This window comes from Achromobacter sp. Root83 (genome assembly GCF_001428845.1).
Taxonomy (GTDB): Bacteria; Pseudomonadota; Gammaproteobacteria; order Burkholderiales; family Burkholderiaceae_B; genus Achromobacter.
This window is the reverse complement of sequence record NZ_LMIU01000001.1, coordinates 883,061-897,701: the sequence shown is the minus strand read 5'-3', so window position 1 is coordinate 897,701 and position 14,641 is coordinate 883,061. Positions and strand designations below refer to the sequence as shown.

At 67.6% G+C, this 14,641-nt stretch carries 12 protein-coding genes; 6 read left to right on the top strand and 6 right to left on the bottom strand.

What is annotated here, in order from left to right:
* Positions 1 to 86: 86 nt before the first annotated feature.
* The gene (locus ASE30_RS04020) at positions 87 to 944 is read right to left on the bottom strand and encodes an IclR family transcriptional regulator (protein WP_057282936.1); all 858 of its coding nucleotides are present in this window, start codon (positions 942 to 944) and stop codon (positions 87 to 89) included.
* A 134-nt stretch (positions 945 to 1,078) separates the two neighbouring features.
* On the opposite strand from ASE30_RS04020, the gene ASE30_RS04015 reads away from it, so the two are divergent.
* Both ASE30_RS04015 and ASE30_RS04010 read left to right on the top strand, forming a co-directional pair.
* Positions 1,079 to 2,740 (top strand): GMC family oxidoreductase, encoded by a 1,662-nt coding sequence (locus ASE30_RS04015; RefSeq protein ID WP_057282935.1) that lies wholly within the window; start codon positions 1,079 to 1,081, stop codon positions 2,738 to 2,740.
* Positions 2,741 to 2,815: 75 nt separating this feature from the next.
* Positions 2,816 to 4,156, top strand: coding sequence for an MFS transporter (locus ASE30_RS04010; RefSeq protein WP_057282934.1), 1,341 nt, complete (start codon positions 2,816 to 2,818; stop codon positions 4,154 to 4,156).
* 74 nt (positions 4,157 to 4,230) lie between these two features.
* Here ASE30_RS04010 and ASE30_RS04005 read toward each other — a convergent pair whose 3' ends face one another.
* Genes ASE30_RS04005 through ASE30_RS03995 form a run of 3 tightly spaced genes read right to left on the bottom strand, consistent with a single transcriptional unit; the run spans position 4,231 to position 10,074 of the window.
* Entirely contained in the window at positions 4,231 to 5,667 is a 1,437-nt protein-coding gene (locus ASE30_RS04005) for an efflux transporter outer membrane subunit (RefSeq protein WP_057282933.1), read from the bottom strand.
* 4 nt (positions 5,668 to 5,671) lie between these two features.
* Positions 5,672 to 8,821, bottom strand: a complete 3,150-nt coding sequence (locus ASE30_RS04000) for an efflux RND transporter permease subunit (protein WP_057282932.1) — start codon at positions 8,819 to 8,821, stop codon at positions 5,672 to 5,674.
* 38 nt (positions 8,822 to 8,859) lie between these two features.
* Positions 8,860 to 10,074: an efflux RND transporter periplasmic adaptor subunit gene (locus tag ASE30_RS03995; protein ID WP_057282931.1), complete on the bottom strand. Its 1,215-nt coding sequence runs from the start codon at positions 10,072 to 10,074 to the stop codon at positions 8,860 to 8,862.
* A gap of 221 nt (positions 10,075 to 10,295) precedes the next feature.
* On the opposite strand from ASE30_RS03995, the gene ASE30_RS03990 reads away from it, so the two are divergent.
* Positions 10,296 to 10,868: a TetR/AcrR family transcriptional regulator gene (locus tag ASE30_RS03990; protein ID WP_057282930.1), complete on the top strand. Its 573-nt coding sequence runs from the start codon at positions 10,296 to 10,298 to the stop codon at positions 10,866 to 10,868.
* Positions 10,869 to 10,959: 91 nt separating this feature from the next.
* Here ASE30_RS03990 and ASE30_RS03985 read toward each other — a convergent pair whose 3' ends face one another.
* The gene (locus ASE30_RS03985) at positions 10,960 to 11,970 is read right to left on the bottom strand and encodes an aldo/keto reductase (RefSeq protein ID WP_057282929.1); all 1,011 of its coding nucleotides are present in this window, start codon (positions 11,968 to 11,970) and stop codon (positions 10,960 to 10,962) included.
* Between the two features lie 133 nt (positions 11,971 to 12,103).
* Here ASE30_RS03985 and ASE30_RS03980 point away from each other — a divergent pair, with 133 nt between their 5' ends.
* Genes ASE30_RS03980 through ASE30_RS03970 form a run of 3 tightly spaced genes read left to right on the top strand, consistent with a single transcriptional unit; the run spans position 12,104 to position 13,653 of the window.
* Complete coding sequence (locus ASE30_RS03980) at positions 12,104 to 12,442, top strand: hypothetical protein (RefSeq protein WP_057282928.1); 339 nt, start codon at positions 12,104 to 12,106, stop codon at positions 12,440 to 12,442.
* Positions 12,439 to 12,861: a DUF2231 domain-containing protein gene (locus tag ASE30_RS03975; protein WP_057282927.1), complete on the top strand. Its 423-nt coding sequence runs from the start codon at positions 12,439 to 12,441 to the stop codon at positions 12,859 to 12,861. Before ASE30_RS03980 ends, ASE30_RS03975 begins: the two co-directional genes overlap by 4 nt.
* A gap of 48 nt (positions 12,862 to 12,909) precedes the next feature.
* Entirely contained in the window at positions 12,910 to 13,653 is a 744-nt protein-coding gene (locus ASE30_RS03970) for an RNA polymerase sigma factor (protein ID WP_057282926.1), read from the top strand.
* On the opposite strand, the gene ASE30_RS03965 is transcribed toward ASE30_RS03970, so the two are convergent.
* Positions 13,586 to 14,641 carry a serine hydrolase gene (locus ASE30_RS03965; RefSeq protein WP_057282925.1) on the bottom strand — a complete coding sequence of 352 codons (1,056 nt, stop codon included), beginning with the start codon at positions 14,639 to 14,641 and terminating at the stop codon, positions 13,586 to 13,588. The genes ASE30_RS03970 and ASE30_RS03965 overlap by 68 nt on opposite strands.

Below are 14,641 nucleotides of genomic sequence, written 5' to 3'. Positions count from 1 at the left end.
TTCGAAGCCGCCACTCTAGGCAGGCAATGCAACAGCGGCATGACCCTCACGTGACGAGTGCGTGAAGAGTCTTCGTTTTGCCGGCGTCAGCCGCCGGGCCGATGCAGGGCCAGCACCTCGCGCAGCGATTGCGCGGCGCCCTGCAGCACCGGAACGGCGCGCAGCAGATCGTCCAGCATGATGCGGGCGGTGGGCGCGTGGCAGGCCACCGCCGCCACCACGCGGTCCTCGGCGTCGCGCACCGGCACCGCCACCGCGCTCATGCCGCGCACGAACTCTTCGTTGTCGATGCCGATGCCGCGCGCGGCCAGGCGGTCGAGCTCCGCCTCCAGCCGGCCGGCATCGGTCAGCGTGCGCGGGGTATTGCGCGTGAGGGGCAGGCGCGCCAGCACCCGCCCGCGTTCCAGGCGGTTCATGGAAGCCAGGAACAGCTTGCCGCTTGCGGTGCAGTGCATGGGCACGTGGCTGCCCACCGCGAAGAACAGCCGCAGCGGCTCGGTCGTCTCCACTCGTTCCATATAGACCACCTGGTCGCCGTCGGGCGCGGTCAGGTTGCAGGTCTCGCCCAGGGTGGCGACCAGCTTGGTCAGCACCGCGCGGCAGGCCCGGGTGAAGGCGGAAGCCCGCAGGGTGGACAGGGCCAGCGACGTGGCCTGCGGCCCCGGCACGTAGCCGTTCTCGGTGGGCGTGGCGGCCACGAAGCCGGCGCGCTGCATGGTGGCCAGCAGGCGCATCAAGGTGGTCTTGGGCATGTCGAGCCGCTGCGCCAGTTGCGCCAGCGTGGGCGGATGCTGGGCCCGCGCCAGATGGTCCAGCACCAGCAGGGCCCGCAGCGAACGCGAGGCCTCCTGCTGCTGGCCGGCCGGGCCGCCCGCGCCTGCTTCGGGCGCCTCGCCCGATGCTGCACTGCGATTTTGAAACCGAAGCCGCATGTTCTGTTCCATTATTCCGCCCCTGCGCTTGTTGTGCTTTGTTCTACGCGCGTGCTTCCTAGAATCGCCTCAGATGCCGGCCCGGTCCGCGTTGTCATGCAGGGGACCCCGGCGCAGGCCCAGTATATAAGGGAGACCGCGCGGAAATGTCCGATACCGTGGATTACATCGTGGTGGGCGCCGGATCGGCCGGATGCGTGATGGCAAACCGGTTGAGCGCGGACGGCGCGCATGCCGTCTGCCTGCTGGAGGCCGGCCCCAAAGACCGCTACCCCTGGATACACATCCCCATCGGCTACGGCAAGACGATGTTCCATAAGGTGGTGAACTGGGGCTACTACACCGACCCCGATCCCAACATGCTGGGCCGGCGCATCTACTGGCCGCGCGGCCGCACGCTGGGCGGCTCCAGCTCCATCAACGGCCTGATCTACATCCGCGGCCAGCGCGCCGACTACGACGCCTGGGCGGACGCCGGCAACCCCGGCTGGGGCTGGGACGACTGCCTGCCCTACTTCCGCAAGCTGGAAAACAACGACCTGGGGCCCGGCCCCACCCGCGGCACCAGCGGCCCGCTCAACGCCACCTCCATCAAGACGCCGCACCCGCTGGTGGAAGCACTGATCGCCGCCGCCGGAAAACAGGGCATTCCGCGCCTGGAGGACTTCAACACCGGCGACCAGGAAGGCGTGGGGTATTACCAGCTCACCACGCGCAACGGCCGCCGCTGCTCCACCGCCGTGGCCTATCTGCGCCCCGCGCAGGACCGGCCCAACCTGCGCGTGGAGACCGGCGCGCACGCCATGGCCGTGCTGTTCGAGGGCACCCGCGCCTGCGGGGTGCGTTTTCGGCAGGACGGCCAGGTGCGTACGCTGCGCGCCCGGCGCGAGGTGGTGCTGTGCGCCGGCGCCCTGCAATCGCCGCAGTTGCTGCAGCTTTCCGGCGTCGGCCCCGCCCGCCTGTTGCGCGAGTTCGGCATCGGCGTCGTGCGCGACCTGCCCGGCGTGGGCGAGAACCTGCAGGATCACCTGCAGATCCGCCTGATCTACGAGACCACCCGCCCCATCACCACCAACGACCAGTTGCGCACGCTGGCCGGGCGCCTGCGCATGGGGCTGCAATGGCTGCTGTTCCGCAGCGGTCCGCTGGCGGTGGGCATCAACCAGGGAGGCCTGTTCTGCCGGGTCGATCCGGCCAGCGGCAGGCCCGACACCCAGTTCCATTTCGCCACGCTGTCGGCCGACATGGCGGGCGGCAAGGTGCATCCGTTCTCCGGCTGTACCTATTCGGTCTGCCAGCTGCGCCCGTCGTCGCGGGGCCGTGTGCGGCTGCGCAGCGCCGATCCGTTCGACGCGCCTTCCATGCAGCCGAACTACCTGTCCACCGAACTGGACCGCCGCATGGCGGTGGCCGCCGTCAAATACGCGCGGCGGATCGCCGCGGCCGAGCCCCTGGCCGGCCTGATGAAGCGCGAATTCCGGCCGGGCGCGGACGTGCGCAGCGATGACGAGATCCTGCACTTCTGCCGGGAGTACGGCGCCACCATCTTCCATCCTTCCGGCACCGCCCGGATGGGGCCGCGCAGCGATCCCATGGCGGTCGTGGACGAGCGCCTGCGCGTGCACGGCGTTTCCGGCCTGCGCGTGGTGGATTGCTCGATCATGCCCACGCTCGTGTCCGGCAACACCAATGCGCCTGTGGTGATGCTGGCCGAACGCGCGGCCGATTTCATCTTGCAGGACATCAGGCAGGCCCGTCCGCAGACGCTGCGGACGGCGGCCCGGATGGCAATGACGGACCCCGGATAGACCATTACGGATAGCGCAAAGAAACGGCGCAGGACAACGCAGATTGCCCGGCCGCCCCACCAAAGGAGACTAGACATGGCCAAGCAAAACGAAGCCGCGGTGCGCAAAGTCGTCACCGCGTCGCTGATCGGCGCCACCATCGAGTGGTACGACTTTTTCCTGTATGGCGTCGTCGCCGGCATCGTGTTCAACAAGCTGTACTTCCCCACCGGCGATCCGCTGGTCTCCACCATGCTGGCCTACACCACGTTCGCGGTCGGCTTCGTGACGCGGCCGCTGGGCGGGCTGATCTTCGGGCACTTCGGCGACCGCATCGGCAGAAAGAGCATGCTGGTGATGACGCTGATGATCATGGGGGTCGCCACCTTCCTGATCGGCCTGGTGCCCACCTACGACAGCATCGGCATCTGGGCGCCGATCCTGCTGCTCTTGCTGCGCGTGTTCCAGGGCATCGGGCTGGGCGGCGAATGGGGCGGCGCGGTGCTGATGGCCTATGAATACGCGCCGCCGGACAAGAAAGGCTTTTACGCGTCGCTGCCCCAGATCGGGCTGGCGATCGGGTTGTGCCTGGCCTCGGGCACGGTGGCGCTGCTGTCCACCCTGCTGACCGACGCGCAGTTCATGGCCTGGGGCTGGCGCGTCGCCTTCCTGGCCTCGGCGGCGATGGTGATGGTGGGCATGTACATCCGCCTGAACATCAAGGAGACGCCGGAGTTCACGGCGGTCAAGGCCAGCAACGCCGAAAGCCGCATCCCCTTCATGGACATGATGCGGCGCTATCCCGGCAACGTCGTCAAGGGCATGGGCGCGCGCTACATCGACGGCGTGTTCTTCAATGTGTTCGGCGTGTTTTCGATCTCGTTCCTGACGCAGTCGGTGCAGATCACGCGGACCGAGGCCTTGATCGGCGTGATGGCCGCGGCGCTGGTGATGTGCTTTTTCATCCCGTTCTTTGGGCGCCTGTCCGACCGCATCGGCCGCACGCGGGTCTATTTCTGGGGATCGCTCATCACCGCCGCGGCGTCCTTTCCCGGCTTCTGGCTGATGATCAACAGCGGCGGCAACGTCATGCTGATCTGGCTGGCCATCATCATCCCCTTCGGCATCCTCTACGCCGCCATCTACGGACCCGAGGCCGCGCTGTTCTGCGAGCTCTTCGACGCCAAGGTGCGCTACACCGGCATCTCGTTCGTCTACCAGTTCTCCGGAATCTTCGCGTCGGGCATCACGCCCATCATCGCCACCGCGTTGCTCAAAACGGGCGGCGGCCAGCCTTGGCTGATCTGCCTGTACGTGATGTTCGCGGGCGTGGTGTCGGCGCTGTGCGCCTGGCTGATCGGACGCGGCAGGCAGCCGGCCGGACAGGATGACGCGTCCCAGCCGGCCATCCCCAGCCCGGGGCTGCGCAAGGCCTGAGCCGGCCAGGCCGGCGCATCAGTGATGAGCCGGCCGGGCCAGCGACTCAATCGTGAACCGGCCAGGCCGGCGGATCAATCGAGCGCGGCCTGCGGCCCCCGCGCCGCCGGCCAGCCGCCGCCAAGCGCCTTGAACAAGGCCGCCAGCGCCGCCTGGCGCTGGGTGCTGACGTCGATATAGGCCAACTGGTCCGTGTACGCGCTGCGCTGCGCGTCCAGATAGCGCAGATGGCTGTCCACGCCGCCCCGGTAGCGTGCTTCGGACAGGCGCATGGCCTCCTGGCTGGATTGCGCCAGCGCAAGCCGCGAGGCTTCCTCGCGGCGCAGGGTGTCGGTGGCCGCCAGCGCGTCGGAGACCTCCTTGAACGCCGTCTGGATGGTCTTTTCATACTGCGCCACGGCAATGTCCTTGCGCACGCTTGCCAGATCCAGATTGGCGGCGTTGCGCCCGCCGGCAAAGATCGGCAGCGTGATCTGCGGCGTGAACGACCAGGCGCGCTGGCCGGAATCGAACAGGCCGGACAGGTCGGCGCTGGAGCTTCCGAACAGGCCGGTCAGCGAAATGCTGGGAAAGAACGCCGCCCGCGCCGCGCCGATGCTGGCGTTGCGCGATTGGAGCTGATGCTCGGCGGCCAGGATGTCCGGCCGCCGCTCCAGCAATTCGGAGGGCGCGCCCGCCGCGATCTCCTGCACCAGCATCGGCGCGTCGGCCAGCCGCTGCGGCAGGTATGGCGACAGGTCGCTGATCCCCACCAGCAGGCCCAGCGCATTGCCGGCCTGCCGGACCTCGCGGTCCATGCGTTCCTGCTCGGCGCGCGCCTGCTCGGTCAGTCCCAGGGCTTCCTGATAATCCAGCGCGGTGGCCGTGCCGGCCTGACGCCGCTTGACGATCAGTTCCAGCGAGGCCTCGCGGCTGGCCAGAGTCTGGCGCGTGACCTGCAGGCGGCGCTGCGCGCTGTCGCGGGCCAGATAGGACTGGATCACTTCGGCCACCAGGCTGATCTGCGCGCCGCGCGCCGTGGCCTCGGTCGCCAGATATTCCTGCAGCGCCGCATCCGACAGGCTGCGTACCCGCCCGAACAGATCGATCTCGAACGAGGTCAGCCCCACCCCCGCCTGATAGCTGCTCTGCACGCCGGCCGCGCCCGTGCTGTTCAGGTCACCCGGCACGCGCTGCCGCGTACCGGTGCCCTGCGCATTGATGCCGGGCAGGCGGTCGGCGCGTTCGATGCGGTACTGCGCCCGCGCCGCTTCGATGTTCAGCAGCGCCTGCCGCAGGTCGCGGTTGTTCTCGAGCGCCAGTTCCACCAGCTTGCGCAGGGCGTCGTCGGTGACGAAGGACTGCCAGTCCAGCGTCGCCGCGGAAGACGGCTGCGATCCGGCGGCGGCCTGGCTCCAGTGGTCGCCCACGGGCGAGGCGGGACGTTCGTATACGGGCGCCAGCGAGCACCCGGCCAGCGCCGCGCTCAGGACCAGCGCGGAGAGTTTCAAGGGAAAGAAAGCGTGCATCATGGAATCACTCCTGGGCCGCGCGCGGCGCGGCGGCGGATGCCGGCGAAGACTCGCCCCGCTTGCGCCGCACCAGCGACAACACCCACACAAAGAAGACAGGGACGAAGATCACGCCCAGCAGCGTGGCCGTCAGCATGCCGCCGATCACGCCCACGCCCAGCGCGCGCTGGCTGGCCGCGCCCGCCCCGGTCGCCAGCGCCAGCGGCACCACGCCCAGGATGAACGCCAGCGACGTCATCACGATGGGACGGAACCGCAGCTTCGCGGCCTGGATGGCGGCGTCGGCCAACGTATGGCCCTGCTCGCGCAGGCTCTTGGCGAACTCCACGATCAGAATGGCGTTCTTGGCCGCCAGGCCGATGATGGTGATCAGGCCCACCTTGAAGTACACGTCGTTGGACATGCCCAGCAGCGTCACCGCCAGCACCGAGCCCAGCGCGCCGATCGGCACGATCAGCATGACGGACGCGGGAATGGCCCAGCTTTCGTACAGGGCGACCATCAGCAGGAACACCACCAGGAACGCCAGGGCGAACAGCATGGGCGCCTGCGAGCCGGCGAATTTTTCCTGGTAGGACAGGCCCGTCCATTCGTAGCCAATGCCGTCCGGCAGCCCGGACACGATGCGCTCGATCTCCGCCATGGCCTCGCCGGTGCTGTGCCCCGGCATGGCGTCGCCCGCGATCTTGAAGGCGGGATAGCCGTTGTAGCGCGAGATCTCGACCGGCCCGGTCTCCCAGTCCGTTTTCACGAACGCGCTCAGCGGCACCATACCGCCCGACCGGTTCGGCACGTTCAGCAGCAGGATGCTCTCGGGGGTCATGCGGTCGCGCACGTCGGCCTGCACCACCACGCGCTGCAGCCGCCCGGCGTTGGCGAAGTCGTTCACCGTGGCCGAGCCATAGGCCGACGAGATCGCCGTGCTGATCACGTCGAACCCCACGCCCAGCGCCTCGGCTTTCTGGCGGTCGATGTCCAGCCGCAGCTGCGGGGCGTCGGCCAGCCCTTCCATCATGGCGTAGGCGATCACGGGCGAGCCGTTGGCCTGGGCCAGCAACTGGTCGCGCGCTTCGGTCAGCGCGGCCCGGCCCAGGCCGCCACGGTCCTGCAGCCGCAGGGCGAAGCCGCCCGAATTGCCCAGGCCATCGATGGGCGGCGGGTTGACGGCCATGATGGCGCCGTCGTCGATCACCGCGAAGCGCTCGTTCACGCTGTTGGCCACGTCGGCGGCCGATTCGCCCTTGCCGCGCTCGGACCAGTCCTTGAGCGTCGGAAACGCGATGCCCGCGTTCTGGCCGGTGCCCGAAAAACTGAAGCCCATGATGGTGAAGGCGTCGCCCATGGCGTCCAGCGACATCAGGTGCTGCTCGACGTCGGCCACGACCTTGTCCGTGCGCGTGTGGGTCGCGCCCGGCGGAAGCTGCACGTCGACGATGACATAGCCCTGGTCTTCCGGCGGCACGAAGGATTCGGGCACGCGCACATACAGCACGCCCAGCACCGCGACGATGGCCACGTAGATCACCATGTAGCGGCCGGTGCGCCTGACCAGCCGCGAATTCAACGCCTCGAAGCGTCCCGTCAGGCGGTTGAAGGCGCGGTTGAAGCCGCCGAAGAAGCCCTTCTTTTCCTCGTGGTGGCCCTTGGGAATGGGCTTGAGGAAGGTTGCGCACAGGGCCGGGGTGAACGTCAGCGCCAGGAAGCCCGAGAACAGGATCGACACCGCCAACGACAGCGAAAACTGCTGGTAGATCACCCCCACCGAGCCGCTCATGAACGCCAGCGGCAGGAACACCGCCGACAGCACCAGCGTGATGCCGACGATGGCGCCGGACACCTGCTCCATGGCCTTGACCGTGGCCTCGCGCGGCGACAGCCCTTCCTCGGCCATGATGCGCTCGACGTTTTCCACCACCACGATGGCGTCGTCCACCAAGATGCCGATGGCCAGCACCATGCCGAACATCGTCATCATGTTGACCGAAAAGCCCAGCACCGACATCACCGCGAAGGTGCCCAGCAGGCACACCGGCACCACGATGGCGGGGATCAGCGTGTAACGGAAGTTCTGCAGGAACAGGAACATCACCAGGAAGACCAGCACCATGGCTTCCAGCAGCGTGTGGACCACCTTCGTGATCGCCACGCTCACGAACTGCGAGGTATCGAACGGCACCGAGTACGCCACATCCTCGGGGAAGGACGCGGACAGTTCCTGCAGCCTTGCCTTCACGGCCTTGACCGTGTCGATGGCGTTGGCGCCCGGCGCAAGCTGCACCGCCGCCCCCACCGCCTTCTTGCCGTTCAGCCGGGTTTCGAAGTCATAGCTCTGACGGCCCACTTCCAGCCGTGCCACGTCGGCCAGGCGCACGGACGAGCCGTCGGCGTTGGCGCGCAGCACGATCCGGCCGAACTCCTCGGGGTTGTCCAGCGTGCCCTTCACGGCCAGCGTCGCGGACAGCTCCTGCTCGGGCGAGCCCGGGCGGCTGCCGAAGCTGCCGGCGGGAACCTGCACGTTCTGCGCCGCGATGGCCGCGTTGACGTCGGCCACCGAAAGCCCCAGGCCCAGCAGCTTCTGCGGATCGATCCAGACGCGCATCGCCGCCTCGGCGCCGAAGAACTGCACCTTGCCGACGCCGTTGACCCGGCGGATCTCGTTGTTGATGTGGCGGGCGGCGTAGTCGGACAGGCCGACCACGTCCTTGTGCGCATCTTCGCCCTTGTAGGTCAGGGCGTAGATCATCAGGAAGTTGGAGCTGGCCTGTTCAACCTGCAGGCCCTGCTGCGTCACGGCCGTGGGCAGGCGCGCCTCTGCCTTCTTGATGCGGTTCTGCACGTCCACCTGGGCCAGGTCGGGATCCGTGCCCGGCTGGAACGTGACGGTGATCGACCCGCTGCCGCTCGAACTGCTGGACGACTCGTAGTACAGCATGTTCTTCGCGCCGTTCAGCTCCTCTTCGATGACGCTGGTGACCGAATCGACCAGCACCGTCGCGGACGCGCCCGGATAAGTGGCGGCGATGGTCACCTGGGGCGGTGCCACCACCGGAAACTGCGACACCGGCAGCGACGGAATCGCCAGCAGGCCGGCCAGCGAAATGAAGATGGCCACCACCCAGGCGAAATTGGGGCGGCCAATGAAAAACTTGGACATGTTCTAACCTCGGAGTGCGCGCGCTACAGGAACGGCGTTCAGTTCGCCGCCGGGCCGGCGGCATTGCCGGCAGTGGCGATTTGCGCCTTGGCCGCATCCGGCCGCGCCGGTTCGGGCGTGGCGGCCACGGGCTGGGGCGCGGCGGTCACGCTGACCTTCTGCCCAGGCACCGCGGCATTGACGCCGCCGACGATGACCCGGTCGCCGGGCGCCAAGCCCGCGGTGATGTGCCAGTCGCTGCCGCGCATCGTGCCGGTCTGCACGGCGCGGGATTCGACGACGTCGTCCTGGCCCGCGAGCAGCACCTGCGGCTTGCCATCGGTGCTGCGCGTGACGGCGCGCTGGGGCACGAGGATCGCCGCGGGGTCCACGCCCTGCTGCGTCTCTACGCGCACATACATGCCGGGCAGCAGCAGCACGTCCGGATTCGCAAACTCGCCGCGCAGGGCCACCTGGCCCGTGGTCCGGTCCACGGCGATGTCCGAGAACAGCAGGCGGCCATCGCGCTTCTGGTCGGTGCCGTCGATGGTGATCGAGATGCTGGCGCCCTCGCCCAGGCTGCCGTCCTGCATGGCGCCGCGCATGCGCAGCATGTCGCCCACCGGCTGGTTGAAGTCCACGTAGACCGGATCCAACTGCTGCACCGTCGCCATCACCGTGGCTTCATTCTGGCCCACCAGCGCGCCTTCGGTCACCTGGGCGCGGCCGATGCGTCCGGAGATCGGCGCCTTGACCGTGGCGTAGTCCAGGTTCAACTGCGCGGTTTCCACATCCGCCTGCGCCGAACGGCGAGCCGCCTGCGCGCTCTTGAGCGTGGTGTTGGCGGTATCGAAATCCTGCTGGCTCACGGCTTCGATCTTGACCAGGGGCGCGTAGCGCCGGACGATGGCCTGCGCATCGGACACGGCGGCGTCCGCCTTGGCCAGTTCGCCTTGCGCGCGCGACAACGCCGTCTTGAAAGGCGCCGGGTCGATGCGGAACAGCACATCGCCCGCCTTCACGTCCGCGCCCTCTTCGAAATCGCGGCTCAGCACGATGCCCGCCACGCGGGCGCGCACTTCGGCGACCCGCATGGGTTCCACCCGTCCCGGCAACGCGCTGGACAAGGTGAAGCGCTCGGGCTGCACCGCCAGCACCTGCACCGGCCGGGGGCCTGCCGCCTGCGGCGGCGCATCATCGGCCCCGCCGCATCCGGCCAGCAGCGTCGCCATCGCCAATGCCGCCAGGGGCAGCCGCCATTCTTTGTTCAACATCACTCGATACCCCCCGCCCCGCGGCGACTTGAATTCAATAAGATGCCGATGGTACCTTATAGGCTAATTTGAATCAATAATGATTCATAAGATCCAATAATTTATAAAAATCGGGGACTTTCAGATATTTCTTGATTAATTAGCCAAAGTTTGTACAAACTGAATCGGCCATGATCCAATGCCGGACCAAGGCGCGATCCAACACATGACGGGGGCAGGCAATGACTGACGATGCGGGGCACGAGCGGCTATTGGTCGCGCTGGCGTTGGCGATGGTGGACCAGCCGCGGGCGACGCTGCAGGAACTGGCAAAGGCCGTCGGCGTCAGCAAAGCGACGCTGTACCGCTTCTGTAAGACGCGAGACCAGCTGGTGCTGCGCCTGATGACGCATTGCGCCCAGGTGATGAAGCAGACGCTGGCGGACTCGCACCTGGATTGCGCCGCCCCGCCCGAGGCCCTGCGCAGACTGATCGAACAGCATCTGGCGCACAAGGAACTGACGGTTTTCCTGATCTACAACTGGAAGCCCGACACCGAACTGGACGCGGCCATCATGAGCAGTTGGTCCGGCTTTCAGGAAACGCTGGATGCGTTCTTTCTACGCGGACAGCGGGAAGGCGCCTTCCGCGTGGACATTCCGGCAGCCGGGCTCAGCGAACTATTCCTGGCGGTGATCACCAGCATGGTGGACGCCGAGCGGCGCGGACGCGTCGCCCGGCTGGGCATTGCTCAGATGGCCGAACAGATGATGCTGCACGGCATCGCGGCGGAACCCGCGCGTGCCCCCGGCTGAGGCCTCAAGGACCTGAGCGGCCCGGCGGGCGCATCGTGGACGCCTGCGCCCCGGTCCCCCGGAGGCATGCATCCAGAGGCGCCGGCCAGGTTCAGGCGGCCGTCACCGGACGGCCGTAGAACGGATAGCTGGGGTCGTTGTAGCCGTGGGCCGACGCGTGGCCCGGCGTGACCCAGCCGTCCACCACGGTTTCGTCCTCGGGCGTGATCGCCACATCCAGCGCCGCGTAGTAATCGTCCATTTGCGCCAGCGTGCGCGGACCCGCGATGACGGCGGTGACGATGGGATTGGCCAGCACCCAGGCGGTAGCGAAATGGCCAGGCTGCACGCCGCGCGCGGCGCTGTGCTGCACCAGCTTTTGCGCGATCAGCAGGGATTCCTCGCGGAACTCGGTGGCCAGGATGCGGCGGTCGCCGCGTCCCGCGCGGGTGTCCGCCGCCGGCGCCTGACCCGGCTGGTACTTGCCGGTCAGCACGCCGCGCGCGATCGGGCTGTAGGGCACCACGCCCAGGCCGTAATGCTTGCAGGCGGGCAGGATCTCGACTTCAGGCCCACGGTTCAGCATGTTGTAGTAAGGCTGGCACACGACCGGCTGCGGCACGCCCATTTTTTCGCACAGCCGCAACACTTCGGCGATGCGCCAGCCACGGAAGTTCGACAGGCCGAAGCTGCGCAGCTTGCCCGCGCGGATCAGGTCGCCCAGCGCCCACAACGCCTCTTCCAGGTTTTCTTCGTGATAGTCGCGGTGCAGGTACAGGATGTCCATGAAATCCGTGCCCAGGCGCGACAGGCTTTGCTCGACGCCACGTATCAGCCACTGGCGCGAGTAATGCGCCAGGTTCGGACCCTTGCCGACAGCGTTGCCGATCTTGCTGGCCAGCACCCAGTCGTGGCGCTGTCCTTTCAGCAGCTTGCCCACAACCTCTTCCGAACGGCCCTCGTTGTAGACGTCCGCGGTATCGATGAAATTCAGGCCATGGTCGCGCGCCGACGCGACAATGCGCGCGGCCTCGTCGTCGGGCGTCTGTTCTCCGAACATCATGGTGCCCAGGCATAGCGGCGATACGCGAAGATTGCTGGTTCCCAGTCGGCGGTAGTTCATGGCGTGATTTCCTAGTCGGAGGATGAGGTCTGGATGTTACCCGGCGGCCGGCCATGGAGGAAACCCTGCCCTCGGGAACGTAGCTCACCGTGGCGCCATCCAATGGTCAGGTGCGCGCAAAAGGAGAACATCCATGTTGAGCTATGCCGTCGTGATATTCGCGGTCGCCGCTGTCGGCGGCTTGGTGCTTGCGGCGCATGTGCTGCGCAACAAGTTCGCCCCCTGGGCCTTGTCCTTGCTGCACGCGCTGCTGGGCGCGGCGGGCCTCGTCCTGTTGATCACCCTGCTCGTCCGAGGCAATGCGCCGCAGCAAGTGATGATCGGCTTCGTGCTGCTGTTGGTGGCGGCGCTGGGCGGGTTTTTTCTGGCCTCGTTCCATGCGCGCAAGAAGCTGCCGCCCAAGGCGGTGGTGGTGATACACGCGGGCGTCGCCGTCGCGGGCTTTCTGACCCTGGCAAGCGTGCTGTTGTGAAGCCGCGCCATCCCCTGCACCCCGCCCTGGTGCATTTTCCCATCGCCTGCTGGTCGCTGGCGGTGGTGGCGGATTTCGCCGGAATCTGGTTCGGCGAGGCCGCCTGGCGCTGGTCGGGCGGGTTGCTCGCGGTGGGCTGCGTCATGGCGCTTCTTGCCATGCTGGCGGGCATGATCGAACTACCCCGGGTGCCCGAAGGCCCGGCGTTGCGGGTTGCCTACTGGCACATGGGGACGATGCTGCTCGCCGGCACGCTGTTCACCGTCCGCCTGCTGCTGCGGCTGGAGGACTTGCGTCCGCTGGCGCCCGACACGCTTTCCCTGCTGTTGGACGCCGCCGGCTTCTTCTGCCTCGCGGTTGGCGGGTGGCTGGGGGGCACACTGGTCTATCACCACGGCGTCGGCCGCGCCGGCAAATAGGAACCAACGAGTCCGACGAGGCCCATCGAGGCCCGGGAGGGAGTCCCCATGCTGAATCCCCTGCATCAGACGACGGCGCCCATCTCACCGCAGACGCCCGAAGCCGAGCTCGTGTCGCGCGCGGCCACGGGAGACGAAGCGGCGTTCGAGGCCATCATGCGGCGCAACAACCGCCTGCTGTTCCGCACCGCGCGCAGCATTCTGAAGAGTGACGCGGAGGCCGAGGATGCGCTTCAGGAGGCGTATCTGCGCGCCTGGCGCGCACTCGCCGGCTTTCGTGCCGAGGCCAGGCTGTCGACCTGGCTGGTGCGCATCGTCGTCAACGAGGCGCTTGGGCGCCTGCAACCCAGGAACGCGCAAGTCATACCTCTGGATGCCGCCATGAACGCCATCGACCCCGATATCCAAGCGTCGCTGACCGACGATCCCGACCGCCGGCCGGAATATTCCGCGATGCGCGCCCAGATGCGCAGGCTGCTGGAAGACCGCATCGACCTGCTGCCCGAGGATTTCCGTATCGTCTTCGTCTTGCGGGCGGTCGAGGAACTGAGCGTGAAAGAGGTAGCCCTGGCGCTGGACATTCCCGAGGCCACGGTGCGGACCCGCTACTTCCGCGCCCGCGGGCTGTTGCGCGAAGGGCTGGCCAGCCAGATCGACGTCGCGTTGAACGACGCCTTTTCCTTCGATGGCGCCCGCTGCGATCGCATCGTCGCGGGCGTGTTCATCACTGCCCGTCAGCGTCCACCGCCGCCAGGATCTTCCCGAACAGCGCATCCGCGTGAGCGGAATTGAGCCAGCGCACGATCACCACCATCTTGCGCTCGGGTTCGACCCAGGTGAACGAGCTGCCCGCCCCCACGCCGAAGAAGCTGGACGCCGGCACGCTGGGAAATACGCGGCCGTCGTGGTTCAGCCAGATCAGGTAGCCGTAGTACGGCGCGATTTCGCAGGGCGTGCGCATGGCCTGTATCCATTCGCGCGACAGGATCTGGCGGCCGTTGGCCTGGCCATCGTTCAGCAGCATCTGGCCGATCAGCGCCTGGTCGCGGGCGCTGATGGACATGCCCCCGCCCCAGTGCGAGCCGCCCGGCACGGACGGCATGCGCTGGCCGTCGATCTCGACCCAGGCCTCGTCATAGCCCACCCATTGCCAGTCTTCGCTGGCGCCGATCGGGCGCGTGACGGCTTCGCGGAACACGTCCGGCAGCGGCTTGCGGAACAGGTGCAGCAGCGCATAGGAAAGCTGGTTGATGCGCACGTCGTTGTATTCCCAGTACGTGCCGGGACGCTGCAGGGGACGCGCGTCGCCCTTCTTGCCGTCCGGCGGCACGCCGAAGGTGACGGCGCGGTAGCGATCCGCCTGATCCGACACGCCGAAGCGCTCGCCTTCCCATTCGCTCGTCTGCTGCAGCAGGTGGCGCCAGGTGATGTCGGCGTTCTGGCCGTCGTCGAAGCCGATGCCCGGCACGCGCTTGCCCACGGGCTCGTCCACGTCGGGCAGCAGGCCGCGGTCATGCGCCACGCCGGCCAGGATGGCCAGGTACAGCTTGGCGACGCTGAACGTCAGGTCGGCGCGGTCCGGCTCGCCCCACGAGGCGACCGTCTTGCCGTCGACCACCACCACGCCCGACACGGGGCCGCGATCGTGGATCGGGCCCAGCAGGCGGTTCCAGGGCGGCGGATCATTCAGATGCACGCCAAAGTTGCCCTTGACGCTGCGGTCCCAGGTGGATTCGTGTTCATTGGCGAACTGGATCGCCTGCTGCATGAGCGTATTCAT